At 39.5% G+C, this 16,650-nt stretch carries 19 protein-coding genes; 18 read left to right on the forward strand and 1 reads right to left on the reverse strand.

Annotated features, from left to right (window positions below; translation table 11 throughout):
• The first annotated feature begins 97 nt into the window (after positions 1-97).
• Together rpsA and fni are read left to right on the forward strand one after the other, a co-directional pair.
• Positions 98-1,231 carry a 30S ribosomal protein S1 gene (gene rpsA / locus IEO70_RS18785; RefSeq protein ID WP_190999910.1) on the forward strand — a complete coding sequence of 378 codons (1,134 nt, stop codon included), beginning with the start codon at positions 98-100 and terminating at the stop codon, positions 1,229-1,231.
• A 15-nt stretch (positions 1,232-1,246) separates the two neighbouring features.
• On the forward strand, positions 1,247-2,272 hold the full coding sequence (gene fni, locus IEO70_RS18790; RefSeq protein ID WP_190999911.1) for a type 2 isopentenyl-diphosphate Delta-isomerase: 1,026 nt from the start codon (positions 1,247-1,249) through the stop codon (positions 2,270-2,272).
• Between the two features lie 52 nt (positions 2,273-2,324).
• On the opposite strand, the gene IEO70_RS18795 is transcribed toward fni, so the two are convergent.
• The gene (locus IEO70_RS18795) at positions 2,325-2,465 is read right to left on the reverse strand and encodes a YpzI family protein (protein ID WP_190999912.1); all 141 of its coding nucleotides are present in this window, start codon (positions 2,463-2,465) and stop codon (positions 2,325-2,327) included.
• A 72-nt stretch (positions 2,466-2,537) separates the two neighbouring features.
• On the opposite strand from IEO70_RS18795, the gene IEO70_RS18800 reads away from it, so the two are divergent.
• The 16 genes from IEO70_RS18800 to IEO70_RS18875 all read left to right on the forward strand — a co-directional run bounded on the left by IEO70_RS18800 (position 2,538) and on the right by IEO70_RS18875 (position 16,542).
• A complete protein-coding gene (locus IEO70_RS18800) occupies positions 2,538-3,131 on the forward strand; it encodes a YphA family membrane protein (RefSeq protein WP_190999913.1) in 594 nt (197 codons plus the stop codon).
• Positions 3,132-3,135: 4 nt separating this feature from the next.
• Positions 3,136-4,026 carry a YIEGIA family protein gene (locus tag IEO70_RS18805; RefSeq protein ID WP_190999914.1) on the forward strand — a complete coding sequence of 297 codons (891 nt, stop codon included), beginning with the start codon at positions 3,136-3,138 and terminating at the stop codon, positions 4,024-4,026.
• Position 4,027: 1 nt separating this feature from the next.
• Positions 4,028-4,213 (forward strand): capping complex subunit for YIEGIA, encoded by a 186-nt coding sequence (locus IEO70_RS18810; protein WP_190999915.1) that lies wholly within the window; start codon positions 4,028-4,030, stop codon positions 4,211-4,213.
• Positions 4,214-4,438: 225 nt separating this feature from the next.
• Entirely contained in the window at positions 4,439-5,749 is a 1,311-nt protein-coding gene (der, locus tag IEO70_RS18815; protein ID WP_190999916.1) for a ribosome biogenesis GTPase Der, read from the forward strand.
• 16 nt (positions 5,750-5,765) lie between these two features.
• Entirely contained in the window at positions 5,766-6,809 is a 1,044-nt protein-coding gene (locus tag IEO70_RS18820) for an NAD(P)H-dependent glycerol-3-phosphate dehydrogenase (protein WP_235973663.1), read from the forward strand.
• Positions 6,810-7,215: 406 nt separating this feature from the next.
• Positions 7,216-7,416 carry a DUF2768 domain-containing protein gene (locus tag IEO70_RS18825; protein ID WP_190999918.1) on the forward strand — a complete coding sequence of 67 codons (201 nt, stop codon included), beginning with the start codon at positions 7,216-7,218 and terminating at the stop codon, positions 7,414-7,416.
• Entirely contained in the window at positions 7,416-8,132 is a 717-nt protein-coding gene (locus tag IEO70_RS18830) for a hypothetical protein (protein WP_190999996.1), read from the forward strand. Before IEO70_RS18825 ends, IEO70_RS18830 begins: the two co-directional genes overlap by 1 nt.
• A 294-nt stretch (positions 8,133-8,426) precedes the next feature.
• Positions 8,427-9,905, forward strand: a complete 1,479-nt coding sequence (spoIVA, locus tag IEO70_RS18835; RefSeq protein ID WP_190999919.1) for a stage IV sporulation protein A — start codon at positions 8,427-8,429, stop codon at positions 9,903-9,905.
• 705 nt (positions 9,906-10,610) lie between these two features.
• On the forward strand, positions 10,611-10,883 hold the full coding sequence (locus IEO70_RS18840; RefSeq protein ID WP_190999920.1) for an HU family DNA-binding protein: 273 nt from the start codon (positions 10,611-10,613) through the stop codon (positions 10,881-10,883).
• A gap of 549 nt (positions 10,884-11,432) precedes the next feature.
• The gene (gene folE / locus IEO70_RS18845; RefSeq protein ID WP_190999921.1) at positions 11,433-11,999 is read left to right on the forward strand and encodes a GTP cyclohydrolase I FolE; all 567 of its coding nucleotides are present in this window, start codon (positions 11,433-11,435) and stop codon (positions 11,997-11,999) included.
• A 16-nt stretch (positions 12,000-12,015) separates the two neighbouring features.
• Complete coding sequence (gene mtrB / locus IEO70_RS18850) at positions 12,016-12,240, forward strand: trp RNA-binding attenuation protein MtrB (RefSeq protein WP_190999922.1); 225 nt, start codon at positions 12,016-12,018, stop codon at positions 12,238-12,240.
• Between the two features lie 140 nt (positions 12,241-12,380).
• On the forward strand, positions 12,381-13,199 hold the full coding sequence (locus tag IEO70_RS18855; RefSeq protein WP_190999923.1) for a heptaprenyl diphosphate synthase component 1: 819 nt from the start codon (positions 12,381-12,383) through the stop codon (positions 13,197-13,199).
• Positions 13,200-13,203: 4 nt separating this feature from the next.
• On the forward strand, positions 13,204-13,914 hold the full coding sequence (locus tag IEO70_RS18860; RefSeq protein WP_190999924.1) for a demethylmenaquinone methyltransferase: 711 nt from the start codon (positions 13,204-13,206) through the stop codon (positions 13,912-13,914).
• Between the two features lie 101 nt (positions 13,915-14,015).
• Positions 14,016-14,978, forward strand: coding sequence for a heptaprenyl diphosphate synthase component II (hepT, locus tag IEO70_RS18865; protein WP_190999925.1), 963 nt, complete (start codon positions 14,016-14,018; stop codon positions 14,976-14,978).
• A 101-nt stretch (positions 14,979-15,079) separates the two neighbouring features.
• Positions 15,080-15,526 (forward strand): nucleoside-diphosphate kinase, encoded by a 447-nt coding sequence (gene ndk, locus IEO70_RS18870; protein WP_190999926.1) that lies wholly within the window; start codon positions 15,080-15,082, stop codon positions 15,524-15,526.
• Between the two features lie 239 nt (positions 15,527-15,765).
• Entirely contained in the window at positions 15,766-16,542 is a 777-nt protein-coding gene (locus tag IEO70_RS18875; protein ID WP_190999927.1) for a CheR family methyltransferase, read from the forward strand.
• Positions 16,543-16,650: the final 108 nt, after the last annotated feature.

The following is a 16,650-nucleotide window of genomic DNA, read 5'->3' on the forward strand; positions in this document are numbered from 1 at the left end:
TTTTTGCTTGCGATAATGGAGCATACTAACTTTACATGAGCGTTATTAGGTATATGTGAAGGACACATTCAGCCGTCATGAGTTAGGAGGAGTACATATGATTGAAGAACAATACGAAGCGAAAGAAATTAAAGTGGGGGATATCGTAAAAGGTATCGTCACAAAGGTAGAAGATAAACAAGTAATCGTTGATGTGGAGAACAGCAAGGTAGATGGTATTATTCCAATTAGTGAATTGAGCAGTCTTCACATTGAAAAAACATCAGATGCTGCTTCGGAAGGTGATGAATTAACTTTAGAAGTGACAAAAGTAGAAGAAGAAACTTTGATTTTGTCTAAACGTAAAGTTGATGCTAAAAAAGCTTGGGAAACACTTGCGGCTCAATTCGAGGCTAATGAAACGATTGAAGCGGAAGTAAAAGACGTAGTAAAAGGCGGCTTAGTAGTTGATCTTGGCGTCAGAGGCTTCGTGCCTGCTTCTTTAGTGGAAGACCACTTTGTGGAAGATTTCTCAGATTATAAAGGCAAAACATTAAGCTTCAAAATCGTGGAAATCGACCAGGAAAACAACCGTCTAATTTTATCTCATAAAGCGGTTCTGCAAGACGAGAAGAATAAATCTAAAAGAAAACGCCTGGAGGAAATTCAAGCGGGACAAGTGCTTCAAGGTACTGTTCAACGTTTGACGGATTTCGGTGCTTTCGTAGATATCGGCGGAATTGATGGGCTTGTTCATGTTTCTCAGCTATCGTATCAGCATGTAGACAAGCCGTCTGATGTTGTGAACGTAGGTGATATTGTTCAAGTAAAAGTGCTTTCTGTCGATCCGGACAATGAAAGAATTTCGCTTTCTATCAAAGAAACATTGCCTGGACCATGGGCATCAATCGGTGAAAAAGCGCCAAAAGGTGCTGTGCTTCAAGGTACAGTGAAGCGTCTTGTTTCATTCGGTGCTTTCGTTGAAGTATTCCCTGGTGTGGAAGGTCTTGTTCATATTTCTCAACTATCCAACAAACATGTCGGCACACCTCATGAAGTAGTAAGTGAAGGTCAGCAAGTTGAAGTAAAAGTACTTGATGTCAATGAAGCAGATCAACGCCTGTCTTTGAGCATTAAGGAATTGCAGGAGCAGTCTGCTAATGAAGATCATTCATATGAATTGCCTGAAGAAACAACAGGATTCCAGTTCAGTGATGTAATCGGCGATCAATTAAAGAATTTCAAAAAATAAATATGGTGATACAATTTGTCGAGAAAAAAGCGTAAGTTAGAACATATTGAATATGCCTTGAAAACAGGGCAAAGCAGAGCAACCGGTCTTGATGATGTAGCATTTGTTCATGTTAGCTTACCGGAAATTTCTCTTGATGAAGTTCGTATTGACACACAAATGGGTGGGCTTTCTTTAAGTTCACCCATTTTTATCAATGCGATGACTGGCGGTGGCGGAGAAGAAACAGAAAACATTAATCGCGCGCTCTCAATTGCTTCAAGAGAGACAGGTATTGCTATGGCTGTCGGTTCGCAAATGTCAGCAATAAGAGATGAGCGAGAGAGGCAAACGTATCGGGTTGTAAGACAGGAGAATCCTAACGGTGTTATTTTTGCCAATGTCGGCAGCGAAGCGACAACAGACGAGGCGAAACGAGCTATTGAGATGCTTGAAGCCGATGCGCTCCAAATCCACATTAATCCGATTCAGGAATTGGTTATGCCGGAAGGAGACAGGGATTTCAGCAACACCTTACATCGGATCGAGGAAATTTGCCAAACTGTTTCTGTGCCGGTTATTGCTAAGGAAGTCGGTTTTGGCATGAGTAAAGAAACAGTCACTTCTTTGGCGAATATCGGTGTGCAAATGGTTGACATTAGCGGTTACGGAGGCACAAACTTTGCAATGATTGAAAATGAACGGCGAAATCGTTTGCTGAGTTTTTTTAATTCTTGGGGAATTTCAACGGCAGCTTCAATTGTAGAGGCGAGCAAGACTCCTTTAATGACAATCCTCGCTTCCGGAGGTATTCAAAATGCTATGGATGTAGCGAAATGTTTGGCGCTTGGTGCCGATGCGGTCGGAGTCGCCGGTTACTTTCTGAAGGTTTATAAACAACATGGCTTGGATCATTTAATAAATGAAATCAACCTTGTACATGATGATTTAAGAATCATTATGACAGCATTAGGAGTCACAAAATGTAGTGAACTACAAAAGGTAAAAAAAGTAATTAGCGGAGACACGTATCATTGGCTGTCACAGCGAAAATTACTATAAAAAATATATTCGCGACTAAAGAGGACAAGCTCAAAAATTGAGCCTGTCCTCTTTAGTCTTTATTATCGTTCAGTTTTCTTGCTTCGGTCGGGGTATCCAACCTGGTAGCGCCTCCGTAATGTAATGCTTGGTCGCGGTCAGATTCGACTCTTCCGCTTTTTCTTAACTTCTTTTCTTGGCGGTCTCTTCCCATATATACAGCTCCTTTATGTTTTAATAAGGCGTTAAATGTCTATACTGTTTGATAAAAAAGGGAGTTACGGTAATGGAAGGCTACATTTTTTTAGCTGGCAGCTGGATTGCCATCATTCTTATTTTCTTCTTTTTATCAAAAAAAATACCTCTAATATTATGTATCCATCTGCTCGTTATGATTGTTTTATCTCAATACTTGATTCCTATGGGAGATCAGCAAGTGAATGTTGCGGTTCTTTATGCAACTGCTGCCGTTTGCTTTTATATTGGGCATTTACCCTTCAAATCAATCATGAACATGATTGTAATTTCATTTGTTCTTGCTTTGGCGAAAGCTGTCTATTATGTGTACAGCATGCTTGAACCGTTATGGTTTTTATGGCTGCCATCGTGGGTCGATAATGCTCTGCTTACATACATGGCCATCATGCTTCTTCGGAATAACGGACAGCGTATGATTACAATCATTATGGGAATGGTAATAAGTGACTTATTTGTGTTCTTTTCGCATGCTCAATCAGGTCTTTACTATGCTTTATTCACTTCGGGCTGGCTCGATGAAATGACGATTTGCTGCGCCTTTTTGTTAGGGTGGATTTTTATCGAAATGGTAAGCAGAATCTTATATGAGCATACGAAACATTTCCATAAGAAAGAGGTTTGAGGGTATGAATGCGTATGTTTGGCCGATTTTTGTCGGCTGTTTGGCTGGAATTATTACAAGACTATTTATGTTGAAAAGCGATTATCGGCAATACCCTACTTATCTTCATGGCAAGATCATTCATATTGCCTTAGGGGTTATTGCTGCCGGGTTGGGAAGCATTATTGTTCCTGCTCTTTTGCTGGAAGAATATACGGCTATTACTTTTTTGACGATTGCAGCATCGCAATTCCGGGATGTCCGCAATATGGAACGGAATACATTAACGGGACTGGACGATTATGAATTGGTGAAGCGCGGCAACACCTATATTGAAGGCATTGCGATTGCCTTTGAAGGGAGAAATTACTTAGTAATTTTGACTTCATTGCTTGTGACAGCAGTTTACATATTCAGTAACGTATGGTTTGCGATTCTTGCCGTCATCATTTGCATAATTGGCTGCAAAAAGCTGATGTCCGGTTCGACATTGAAGGATATTGTTGATATTGAATACGTGGAACCGCGTTTTGATGGAGCAGGATTGTATGTCGACAATATATATATCATGAATATTGGACTTCCGGCACGTCAGGAAGAGGTTTTGCGCTATGGGATGGGCTTCATTTTAAATCCGAAAAATTTTAATGTCAGAGCAACGATCGCTAATCTCGGACAGCGGCAGGCTATTCTTCATGATACGGCTGTTGCGCTCGGTGTGTATAGAGATTCTGGTACTCCAGCGCTTGTGCCGCTCGCAAAGCGCGATTTGGATGATGGCAGAGTGGGAGTCTTTATTTTGCCTCAGGAAAAGGATATCGAGAAAGCAATCAAGGTTATCGGCAATGTGCCGACATTAGAGAATGCTATTCGTCTTCCTAGCAAAATAGATGCAGATAAGAAGGGGATTCTGTAATATGGTAATTGAAAAGTATATTTTAGCTTCTGTCACAACGAGAAAAGAGAAGGTTTTGATTGCGCCTGCTTTGTTTCATTGTGATACAATAGAAGAGATGGATTCAGTTGCTGCGAACCTTGAGGCAATATTGGATGGTATTGCCCATAAGATTAGTGAGGATGTCTATATCATTGTCAAGCATTAAATGAACTGGTCCTCTGCTGTTGTTTGGAACAGAAAAATTTGTTACTATAGGATAGTTACACCCTTCTTTTTATAAGAAGGGTTGTTTTGCAGGTGTAAACGAAGAAACATACGTGCTACTTTCGTTGCAGTACATACGTATAGACTGAATATGCCGAAAACAGACGACTAGAAGCATTTCCTTCACATAAATGAATGGGGAATTAAACATGAAAGGGTGATGAATATGCCAAAACCTGTCGTTGCGATAGTAGGAAGACCAAACGTTGGTAAATCAACTATCTTTAACCGAATTGTAGGAGAACGCGTATCTATTGTTGAAGACGTGCCAGGCGTGACACGTGACCGTATCTACAGTTCAGGCGAGTGGCTTACTCATGATTTTAATATAATTGATACAGGTGGAATTGATATCGGCGATGAGCCGTTTATTGAACAAATTCGCCAACAAGCAGAAATTGCGATTGATGAAGCGGATGTCATTATTTTTATGACAAATGGCCGCGAAGGTGTAACAGCAGCTGATGAAGAAGTTGCAAAAATACTTTATCGCTCAAAGAAACCTGTTGTATTGGCAGTTAACAAAGTCGATAATCCGGAAATGAGAGAACAAGTGTATGATTTTTATGCGCTTGGGTTTGGCGAGCCATTCCCGATCTCAGGTACACATGGCTTGGGCTTAGGAGACTTATTAGACGAAGTAGCGAAGCATTTCCCTTCTTATAATGGTCAGGAATACGATGAAGGCATTATTAAGTTCTCATTGATTGGTAGACCGAATGTCGGAAAATCTTCATTAGTAAACGCACTGCTTGGAGAAGACCGTGTCATTGTCAGCAATATCGAAGGTACAACTCGAGATGCGATTGACTCTCCTTATAAATATAACGGCCAAGAGTATGTCATCATCGATACAGCCGGTATGAGAAAGAAAGGAAAAGTGTATGAAAGCACCGAAAAATATAGTGTGCTTCGTGCATTGCGCGCAATTGAACGTTCCGACGTTGTCTTAGTTGTCCTGAATGCGGAAGAAGGTATCCGTGAACAGGATAAGAAGATCGCAGGATACGCTCATGAAGCAGGACGTGGTGTTATTATCGTCGTAAACAAATGGGATGCCATTGAAAAAGATGATAAAACAATGAAAAACTTTGAACAAAATATCCGTGAACACTTCTTGTTCTTAGATTATGCTCCGATTGTTTTCTTATCGGCAAAAACGAAGAAACGTATCCATTCTGTTATGCCGATCATCGATAAAGTGAGCGAAAGTCACGCTTTACGCGTACAGACTAATATCTTAAATGAAGTGATTATGGATGCGGTAGCAATGAATCCGACACCGACTCATAAAGGTCAACGCTTGAAAATATACTATACGACGCAAGTTGCAACGAAGCCGCCTACTTTTGTTGTGTTCGTTAATGATCCGGAATTAATGCATTTCTCTTATTCAAGATTTCTTGAGAATCGTATTCGTGATGCGTTTGATTTTGAAGGTACGCCGATAAAAATCTTCGCACGTCAAAGAAAATAAGAAAGAAGTGATGAACATGGATTTGAAGAAAAAAGTAACAGTAGCCGGAGCCGGCAGCTGGGGAACTGCACTTGCCATGGTTCTAGCTGATAATGGTCATGACGTAAAACTTTGGGGAAATAATGCTGTTCAAATTGAGGAGATTAACCAAACCCATAAGAATAAGAAATACTTGCCGGGCGTTGAGCTACCGGTTAACATTGTCGGCTTTACGGATTTGGCTGAAGCACTTGAAGGCGTTGATACAGTTATACTTGCTGTGCCTACAAAGGCAATCAGAGAGGTTGTTCAAAAAATCAATAAAGATGCCAATCAGCCTGTTACAGTGGTTCATGTGAGTAAGGGAATTGAGCCTGACTCACTGTTGCGCATCTCGGAAATTATTGAGCAGGAACGTAATGAGGAAAAAATTTCGGATATCGTTGTTTTATCAGGTCCAAGCCATGCGGAAGAGGTAGTTCTGCGTCATCCTACAACCGTTACAGTTTCTTCGAAAAATATGGAGGCTGCTGCAAAAGTTCAAGATCTATTCATCAATCAAAATTTCAGAGTTTATACGAATCCGGACTTGATTGGGGTTGAGATTGGCGGTGCCTTGAAAAACATTATTGCCTTGGCAGCCGGTATTATCGACGGTCTTGGCTATGGAGATAATGCGAAAGCTGCATTGATGACAAGAGGACTTGCTGAAATTGCCAGATTAGGCACTGTTATGGGGGCGAATCCACTGACTTTTTCCGGACTGACAGGAATCGGAGACTTAATTGTTACTTGTACAAGCGTCCATTCAAGAAACTGGCGTGCTGGAAATATGCTTGGTAAAGGCTATACACTTGAACAAGCGCTCGATGCGATGGGAATGGTTGTTGAAGGTGTACGCACAACAAAGGCCGGCTATCAGCTTGCTGAAAAGTACAATGTAAAAATGCCGATTACGGTAGCTTTATACAAAGTACTGTTTGAACATAAAGATGTTCAGGCTGCGGTTGATTCGTTAATGTCCCGCGATAAGAAGTCTGAGATGGAAGATTTAGTGGATATTTTGCATTCCGCAAAATAATATCCGGAAAATCAAGATTTATAGGCAGATGAAGATGCCTTATTTCAGATTAATTCATACAATGCTATGTATAAAAAAGACTCTAAAACCTAAAATGGGAAATTTAGTCAAGGAACAGGAGCTGCAATTTGAGCAGACTCCTGTTTTTTTGCATAAAGAAAATTCAATTTTTGAACGTAGCTGGCTGTCTAACCTTACACCTGCCATGCTCCTTTTATCATTGAAGGGATTTAAGTGGTGTATCTATAAATGAAAAAAGACCGGTGACGGTTTTTTCTTATATGAAAAAGATGTGAATTTATAGAAAAATATGTCGTTTTAATGCAAGATTGTACTATAATGGATAAGTATATAAAAAAAGGAAATAACACAAAGGTATCGATAAACGTCAGAGGGAGTGAAGGAAATGTCGCCAGCTTTGCAAAAAATGTGGATTTCTTTTGGAGCCATGTTGTTTATGATGATTTCATTATTATCTATCTACTTCAGCCGCTTTAAATTGAAAAATAAGATATTGAGAATTTTAACAGCAATTGTAGCTTATACACTGATGATTTTCGCAGGAATCATTATATTTGTAGTAGTGGCGAGTGGGCCGACAAAATGATGCAAAAGAAAAAGTTAAGCATCCTTGTGCTTTTGCTTGCTGTTTTACTCGCGGGATGTATGTATCCGCAAAGTCAAAAGGTGGAAAATACTGTTCCGAATGATATGCAATTGCAATCGGTACAAACAGCAGTCGATCAATTCAGACAAGACACAGAAGGTCTGCTCCCAATCAAAAATCAGGAAGCGGATGTGCCGTATTATCAAAAATATCCGATTGATTTTCAGAAGCTAATCGGCAAATATTTAGAAGATGCTCCCGGCAATGCTTACGAAAATGGAGGTCCTTTCCAATATGTCCTCATTGATGTTGAAGAAAATCCTCTAGTGCGCGTATTGGACTTACGTGCCGCACAATTGATACAAGAATACAATCTGCGCCTAACTATGTATATGGACAGCAATCCGTACTTGCCTTTTAAAGAGCAGTTACATACGAATGTTTTCACACTCGATTATGAAGCGCTGGGCTACAATGAAGTTCCGCTTATACAAAGCCCGTTTTCCGAAGCTCAGCTTCCGATTGTTATAGATTCCAAGGGGGATTTGTATATCGATTATACAGCTGATTTAAAAGCTTCTCTGGACGACGGAGCAATCGTAGAGCCGGGAGAGGATATTCGATACATATTAACAGAAGATTCGATATTTGTTCCAGCTTTTTCTTTGCCTTATACAACAGATGAAAACAATATTCCGGTTTTTATGCCAAATTAGGAATAACCTTTCTCTTACAAAATATATTTGTAAGGGAAAGGTTATTTTGTTTTTAGCCCAATATTAATTAAGTACTAACAATAATGAAAACAACATACAGTCGGTTTTAACTGTAGTGGGATGAAATATTGTTGAATCAGCACTTTGGAAACAAAAATGGGAGGTATATAACGATCAGTAAATAAATTGTATCAGTTTTGCATAAAGTGATAGGACAACATCATAGATATATAGTGTCTATCTAACGTGTGTCGTTATTTTACCCCAAGCACTCTAATATCGGGAGGGAATCTCGTGGAAAAAGTAGATATTTTTAAAGATATAGCAGAACGGACCGGCGGTGACATCTATTTAGGTGTTGTGGGAGCGGTTCGTACTGGAAAATCAACGTTTATAAAAAAGTTCATGGAATTAGTCGTATTGCCTAATATGGATAATGAAGCAGATCGAGCGCGCGCATTAGATGAATTGCCGCAAAGTGCTGCCGGAAAAACGATCATGACGACAGAACCAAAATTTGTGCCGAATGCCGCAGCAAATATTCGAGTAGAAGAAGGCTTGGAGGTCAATATCCGCCTCGTTGATTGTGTCGGTTATACAGTGCCGGGTGCGAAAGGATATGAAGATGAAAACGGCCCACGTATGATTACGACGCCGTGGTATGAAGAAGCAATACCATTTCATGAAGCTGCAGAAATCGGAACACGCAAGGTTATTCAAGATCATTCGACTATAGGAGTTGTTGTGACAACTGACGGAACAATCGGTGAAATCCCTCGACGTGATTATATCGAAGCGGAAGAGCGTGTTATAGAGGAACTAAAAGAAGTAGGTAAGCCGTTTATCATTGTCATTAATTCTGTGCAGCCTTTCCATCCGGATACTGAAGCACTTCGGGAAAAACTTCAAGAGAAATATAATATCCCTACACTGGCGATGAGCGTAGAGGGAATGCGGGAATCGGATGTAATGAATGTCCTGAGAGAAGCATTATACGAGTTCCCTGTATTAGAAGTAAATGTGAACTTGCCGAGTTGGGTAATGGTTCTTCGCGAGAACCATTGGCTGAGAGAAAGTTATCAGGATGCCGTAAAAGATACAGTGAAGGATATTAAAAGATTACGTGATGTGGACCGGGTTGTCCATCAATTTAAAGATTATGAGTTTATTGATAACGCAAGCCTTGCGGGTATGGAAATGGGCCAGGGTATAGCGGAAATTGACTTATTTGCACCCGATGAGCTATACGATCAAATTTTAAAAGAAATAGTCGGGGTTGAAATTCGAGGCAAGGATCATTTATTAGAGCTGATGCAGGATTTCTCCCATGCGAAAGCAGAGTATGATCAAATTGCGGATGCTTTGAAAATGGTGAAGCAAACCGGCTATGGAATTGCTGCCCCTTCGTTGGCCGATATGAGTCTCGATGAGCCAGAAATCATTCGTCAAGGACCTAGATTCGGTGTTCGTCTGAAGGCGGTTGCTCCATCTATTCATATGATTAAGGTTGATGTCCAATCGGAGTTTGCGCCGATTATCGGGACGGAGAAGCAAAGCGAAGAGCTCGTTCGATATTTGATGCAAGATTATGAAGATGATCCGTTGTCGATCTGGAACTCCGAGATTTTTGGTCGAAGCTTAAGCAGTCTGGTTAGAGAGGGCATTCAGGCTAAACTGTCACTAATGCCTGAAAATGCGCGATATAAGCTGAAGGAAACGCTCGAGCGCATTATTAACGAAGGATCAGGCGGTTTGATTGCGATTATATTATAAAAACCGTTACCGGTCCTTTTGATAAGGCACACACGCAAGAATTTGCAGTCAGCCACAGATGATTACCTTCTATAATGTATTTCAAATCAAAAGGAGCCATGCGGGAGGAGTAAGATGAATCACACGAGAAACCCGCCTTTGGTTTCTTGGGGGAGGCAGCTTAGGACCAAGCATGGCAGGTATAAGGTTAGACAGTCTTTTAAGTTCAAAAAAATATATTTATCTTGTAAAAAAACGGGAAGAACGGAACTTTATTAAGAATAAAGTCCCGGTTCTTCTTTTTGTGTGCAAAGGTTTCTGATATAATTTATTAATTACCGAATATTTCAAATTTGTTGTTTATTTAATGGTGTTAATGGGAAGGCTAAGAAAACAGTGACAGAAATTTTAAGAAAATATTTTATTTTACTAAAAGATTACCATTATTTATTGAATACTCTTGATAACAAGAAACGATTGTGATAATCTACTTACAGTAAATGAGATGAGAAACAGCCATTCTTACGTATTTCAAGCTTTTGTACATGCTTTTTGATTTGTAGCTACTTGATTTCTTTTAATAGATAGAGTAGGATAAATAGGCTTATGCATAGCATGGGTAAAAGTTTTAAATAAAAATGATTTGAACAAACCTCATTGTACAACATGAAACAGAATGAATGAGAATGTTGAAAATGAAATTCCCTTTGGGAGGAGGTGAATGGCATGAACAAAACAGAACTTATTAATGCAGTTGCAGAAGCTAGCGAGCTTTCTAAGAAAGATGCAACGAAAGCTGTTGATGCTGTTTTTGATACAATTTTAGAAGCACTTAAAAATGGTGATAAAGTACAGCTTATCGGATTCGGTAACTTCGAAGTACGTGAGCGTGCTGCTCGTAAAGGTCGTAACCCTCAAACTGGGGAAGAAATCGACATCGCTGCAAGCAAAGTGCCTGCTTTCAAACCAGGTAAAGCACTTAAAGATGCAGTTAAATAATGTTTACATATTAACTTAATATGTATAAGAGGAATAATATGCTTTTGGCATGATTATTCCTCTTTTTTTTATTCACTAGGAAATTACAAAAATTCACAATGTGTATAAGTAAAAAATGTATCGACATCCAGCTCCAGCGCCAAGCACCTATTGCCCTTCGTCAACCTCTCTTCGATAAGTCAACACTAATGAACCGAGCTGTAAAAATCATCACTTGGCAGTCATGATTTATACAAGATATTCGAGGAAGCTTTTCGAAGATGAAAACTGGCTGGCCGATGCAACTAGACACATCAAACACTTGCGTTCTTCATGTTTCCTTTATCTTGATCGGCGGCCTCCAGTGCATTCGGTGCAAACCGGGGCACTTGCGCTTTTGTTCTTGGAGAGAAGTTGTTTTCGTTTAGAGAATTTTTATAAATGTGTTAATATAAGATTGTTATAATTATGTCTTGTAACTTACTAGTAAAGCGTTATATTGTAAAAAAATATATTAACGATAAGATTTAATTGATAGTCTTGGCGGTCGAATTTTGGAGGGAAAATCAATTGGGAAAAGTAGATCACGCTAAAATAGAGGAAGCAGTAAAAATGATTCTGGAAGCAGTAGGGGAAGATCCGACAAGAGAAGGACTGCTGGATACACCTAAGCGAGTAGCGCGTATGTATGAGGAAATTTTCTCCGGTTTGCATCAAGATCCGAAAGAGTATTTCAAAACCGTTTTCGGTGAAGATCACGAGGAACTGGTATTAGTGAAAGACATCCCGTTTTTCTCTGTTTGTGAGCACCATCTTGTGCCTTTTTACGGAGTCGCGCACGTCGCTTATATTCCGCGTAATGGTGTTGTTACGGGGTTAAGCAAATTGGCTAGAGCGGTAGAAGCCGTTTCAAAAAGACCTCAGTTGCAGGAACGGATTACGTCTACAGTGGCCGATAGCATCTTAGAAAGTTTGGATCCGCATGGCGTCATGGTCGTTGTAGAAGCAGAGCATATGTGCATGACGATGCGAGGTGTGAAAAAACCGGGTGCGAAAACAGTCACTTCTGCTGTCCGCGGAATTTTCGCTGAAGATGCAAGATCACGCTCAGAAGTGTTATCGTTCATTAAGAGCTAATGATTGAGGTGAAACAATGAGTAAACAAGGTTCAGATTACGTAATCATTAAAGCAAAAGAGGACGGGGTCAATGTAATCGGCTTAACGAGAGGTTCGGATACCCGTTTTCACCATTCGGAGAAGCTTGACCAAGGTGAGGTAATGATCGCCCAATTCACTGAGCATACTTCCGCTATTAAAGTTCGTGGAAATGCTCAAATTTACACGCCTTTTGGTGAGGTAGAGAGTACGCGAAAATAAGCAGGTTTATCCTGCTATTTTTGCGGTTTAAGTTATTAGAATTTATATGTTATAATAATTAGGCTTTTGTAACATTATTAATTATATGAAAATGGCAGCGTGAACCGAGGCTGCTCTGAATGAAAGTAAGGGTGATTAGTATGGATAACATAAACGCATATAAAAAGCACTTACATAATTATATTTTATCATTAGCCTCTCATCCTTATGTTCGCCGCTATTTGTCTGATCCGATTATAGATGACGATAAGCTGTATTTGCTGATTATGTTATTGAAGGATATCGATTTATCCGACGAAGAACGTGATCAAATCATTGCAGCTACTATACTCGTGCAAATTGCGTTGGATATACATGATCATATACCCGCCTCTTCCACGATTAATGACGGAAAGTCACTTACTGAACATCAATTGACAGTATTGGCAGGAGACTACTACAGCGGGCTTTATTATTTCATTCTGTCAAAACTGGAACGTATCGATCTAATTCGCTCATTGGCGGTTGGTATTAAAGATATAAATGAACATAAAATGATTCTGCATCAGTTGCATTTTGTGGATGAAGAGGCACTGTATTCAGCCATCCGGACAATTCAATCATCTCTCGTTGTTAAAGTTGCAGAATGCTTCAAAAAGAGTCATTACCAAGAATTTATTGAGCAATATTTATTAATTTGCGCATTAAAGCAGCAAAGAGAACAGTTCATTGCACAGGGAGATTCTTTCTTGTTCAATTCCTTATCGGGTTTAATCTTCAAAAAACAGGCTAAGGATTTAGTAGAGCGTGAAAGAAGTGAGTTGCTGTCATCGGCAGAAAAAAGAATTGTATCATTGCATTCTGCTTGTTCTCAATCTCTGCTTTCAAGCTTCAATCAAAATTCAAGCCTGTATAGAAGTTTGCAAGCGATACTTACAGAAAATGAGTTGAAAGAAAGCTCATATGCGGAAGAAGGGTAAAAGGATGGAAACACCAAAAGAAAAGAAAGTGCATGCTGTCTTTGAAAACATTTCGAAAAATTATGACCATATGAATTCTGTCATCAGTTTTCAGCAGCATATAAAATGGCGCGGAAAAACAATGAAGGCGATGAATGTCCAAAAGGGAGCAAAAGCGCTTGATGTTTGTTGCGGCACAGGGGACTGGTCTATTGCAATGGCGGAAGCAGTAGGCCAAGAAGGAAGTGTAATCGGGCTTGATTTCAGTGAAAATATGCTCAAAGTCGGCAAAGAGAAAGTGGAGCATCTTGGGTTGCATAATGTTGAGCTAATTCACGGAAATGCGATGGAGCTGCCGTTTACAGATAATTCTTTTGATTATGTGACAATCGGCTTCGGATTGAGAAATGTGCCTGATTATGACCAAGTACTTAGGGAAATGTACAGAGTTGTCAAGCCGGGCGGGCTTGTCGTTTGTCTTGAAACCTCACAGCCTACACTAATCGGCTTTAAGCAAGGCTACTTCTTTTACTTCAAATATATTATGCCGTTATTTGGTAAAATTTTCGCAAAAAGCTACAAGGAATATGCTTGGCTGAATGAATCAGCAAGGGAATTTCCCGGAATGAAAGAGCTTGCCCGCATGTTCGAGAAAGCAGGCTTTATCAAGGTCAGCTATAAAGCGCATACCGGAGGCGTAGCGGCGACGCATTTTGGCTATAAGCCGGAGCAATAGTTTTTGCAGACAGGGATATAGTCGTAAAGGTTTATTGTTCAATAGAATGGATAATTTAAAAGAGAACAAGTTTTTGACGATAATTAAGCTAGGTGGAATATATGAAATATAAAATGTTATCCTCTTATTTTAACGGAGATTTACAAGCGATAGAAAAGGAATTAGAAGGAAGCATAAACGCCGGCGATCCTCTTCTGCAAGAGGCTTGTTTGCATTTATTGCATGCCGGGGGCAAACGCATTCGTCCTGTATTTGTGTTATTGGCTGCTAAATTTGGAGATTATAATATGCTTATGATCAAAAAAGCAGCAGCTGCTTTGGAATTGATCCATATGGCGTCACTTGTTCATGATGATGTGGTAGACGAAGCGCTGACGAGAAGAGGGGCTCCGACTGTCCAGGCAATGTGGAACAATAAAGTGGCGATGTATACCGGAGACTATATACTGGCACAATCACTGCAATTGATTACGGAAGTAAAGAAGCCATTGACGCATCAATTGTTGTCAAAAACAATTGTCGAAGTTTGTTTAGGGGAAATTGAACAAATTCGCGATAAATACCATTTTGAACAAACCGTTACTACTTATTTTAGAAGAATCAAACGGAAAACAGCGCTTTTAATCGCAACGAGCTGTCAATTGGGAGCAGTTGTTGCTGGAGCGGATGAGAAAATTCATAAAAGCCTGTTCCGATTTGGTTATTATGTAGGGATGTCCTATCAAATAACAGATGACATTTTAGATTTTGTTGCTTCTGAAAAAGTGCTTGGTAAGCCTGCCGGCAGTGATTTGAAGCATGGAAACATAACAATGCCGGTTCTTTTTGCCCGCGAAGACCCCGAGTTGAAAAGGGAAATTGTTAAAGTTCATGAGCATATAGAGGATAATGAGTTACGCAGAATTATTGAGTTGATCAATCAATCAGGAGCAATTGAAAAATCGATTGCAGTAAGTGATCGATATTTGCAGAAAGCGATGCGGGAACTGGATAAATTACCGAATATCCGTGCCCGGAAAAATCTATATGATATCGCAAAGTATATCGGCAAAAGAAAATTTTGAATACTTCAATTAGTACAAGTTGCGATAATAGTGAAAAAATGTTAAGATTTTTCGTGGATTGTCTTGCAGTCTAATAGAAATACGTATAGGAGTGGATTTACATGGAGAAAACTTTTTTGATGGTAAAACCAGACGGCGTTCAACGCCAATTAATCGGGGATATAGTAGCACGTTTTGAAAAGAAAGGCTTCCAATTAGTAGGAGCAAAACTTATGCAAATTTCTACTGAGCTTGCTGAACAGCACTACGGAGAGCACAAAGAGCGTCCTTTCTTTGGTGAGCTTGTAGACTTCATCACTTCAGGCCCTGTATTCGCTATGGTTTGGGAAGGCGATAATGTAATCGCTACAGCTCGTCAAATGATGGGTGCTACAAACCCTAAAGATGCAATGCCTGGCACAATCAGAGGCGATTATGCTGCAACTGTTGGTAAGAACATTATCCACGGTTCAGATTCACCTGAAAGCGCAGAGCGCGAAATCGGCTTATTCTTTAAAGAAGAAGAGCTTGTTGCTTACTCAAAACTAATCAACGAGTGGATTTACTAATTTAAACAATGAAGGGTTTCTTGAAAGTCATTTTATGGCAATTGGGAAGCCCTTTTTTTCTTATTAATGTATAATTTTTGAACGCGGACAGCTGCCTAACCAAAAGGGCCGGTAACGGTTTTTCTTACAAATTTCATGAAAAATCAACCTTATTATGTCAAATTTCGCTATACTATATAGTGGGGAAAAATGAAATATTATTACATAATATTTTTTGGATATGGGGGATATAGATTTTCATGGAGAGGGATTATCAACTTTTTTGCGGGAAATTAAAAGTTCTGACAGGCATTGATTTAAGTTTATATAAAGAGGCGCAGATGAAAAGACGGCTAACTTCGTTGTATGAAAAAAAGGGATTTAAGAGCTTTCAAGATTACTACCAGCATGTAGCTGCCGATAGGGACGCTTTGCATGAGCTGCTTGACCGGATGACAATCAATGTTTCAGAATTCTATCGGAACTATAAGCGCTGGGAAGTATTGCAGACAAAGATTTTGCCGGAGTTAATTAAAAAGAACAGCGGAACAATTAAGGTGTGGAGTGCTGCTTGCTCTACCGGCGAGGAGCCGTACACACTGGCTATGATACTTTCTCAACTGCTGCCGTCCGCTAAATTTTCGGTCTTAGCAACGGACATTGATGATAATGTGTTGGCGAGAGCGAAATTAGGTGTGTATCATGAAAGATCGCTGAATGAAGTGCCGATGGATGTAAAAAGAAAGTTTTTTAAGCAGGAAGCAGATTATTATAACGTAGATGAAAGTATTAAGAAGTCGGTAACTTTTAAAAAGCATAATTTGCTGGCTGATTCATTTGATTCAAATTTTGATTTAATAGTCTGTCGAAACGTGCTTATTTATTTTACGGAAGATGCGAAGGATATGCTTTATCAAAAATTCAGTAACGCTCTAAAGCAAAACGGAATTTTATTCGTTGGCAGTACCGAACAGATTTTTTCTTCCGCCAAGTATGGTTTTGACCCGGAAGATACGTTTTTTTATAAAAAATGCTAGATTTGAACGAAATTATTTAATTTTTCCAATATTTTTATTTCAGCAATTGTCTAGTTTATGATATATTCTTACATAAAAGCTTTAAAGTGCTAAAAAGGAGATGGATAG

The organism is Peribacillus faecalis (assembly GCF_014712675.1).
GTDB classification, from domain to species: Bacteria; Bacillota; Bacilli; order Bacillales; family DSM-1321; genus Bacillus_AD; species Bacillus_AD faecalis.

Coding starts and splice junctions, on each gene's coding strand:
- rpsA (WP_190999910.1), top strand. CDS start 98: ATGATTGAAGAACAATACGAAGCGAAAGAAATTAAAGTGGGGGATATC.
- IEO70_RS18795 (WP_190999912.1), bottom strand. CDS start 2,465: ATGGGAAGAGACCGCCAAGAAAAGAAGTTAAGAAAAAGCGGAAGAGTC.
- IEO70_RS18800 (WP_190999913.1), top strand. CDS start 2,538: ATGGAAGGCTACATTTTTTTAGCTGGCAGCTGGATTGCCATCATTCTT.
- IEO70_RS18805 (WP_190999914.1), top strand. CDS start 3,136: ATGAATGCGTATGTTTGGCCGATTTTTGTCGGCTGTTTGGCTGGAATT.
- IEO70_RS18810 (WP_190999915.1), top strand. CDS start 4,028: ATGGTAATTGAAAAGTATATTTTAGCTTCTGTCACAACGAGAAAAGAG.
- der (WP_190999916.1), top strand. CDS start 4,439: ATGCCAAAACCTGTCGTTGCGATAGTAGGAAGACCAAACGTTGGTAAA.
- IEO70_RS18820 (WP_235973663.1), top strand. CDS start 5,766: ATGGATTTGAAGAAAAAAGTAACAGTAGCCGGAGCCGGCAGCTGGGGA.
- IEO70_RS18825 (WP_190999918.1), top strand. CDS start 7,216: ATGTCGCCAGCTTTGCAAAAAATGTGGATTTCTTTTGGAGCCATGTTG.
- IEO70_RS18830 (WP_190999996.1), top strand. CDS start 7,416: ATGCAAAAGAAAAAGTTAAGCATCCTTGTGCTTTTGCTTGCTGTTTTA.
- IEO70_RS18840 (WP_190999920.1), top strand. CDS start 10,611: ATGAACAAAACAGAACTTATTAATGCAGTTGCAGAAGCTAGCGAGCTT.
- mtrB (WP_190999922.1), top strand. CDS start 12,016: ATGAGTAAACAAGGTTCAGATTACGTAATCATTAAAGCAAAAGAGGAC.
- IEO70_RS18855 (WP_190999923.1), top strand. CDS start 12,381: ATGGATAACATAAACGCATATAAAAAGCACTTACATAATTATATTTTA.
- IEO70_RS18860 (WP_190999924.1), top strand. CDS start 13,204: ATGGAAACACCAAAAGAAAAGAAAGTGCATGCTGTCTTTGAAAACATT.
- hepT (WP_190999925.1), top strand. CDS start 14,016: ATGAAATATAAAATGTTATCCTCTTATTTTAACGGAGATTTACAAGCG.
- ndk (WP_190999926.1), top strand. CDS start 15,080: ATGGAGAAAACTTTTTTGATGGTAAAACCAGACGGCGTTCAACGCCAA.
- IEO70_RS18875 (WP_190999927.1), top strand. CDS start 15,766: ATGGAGAGGGATTATCAACTTTTTTGCGGGAAATTAAAAGTTCTGACA.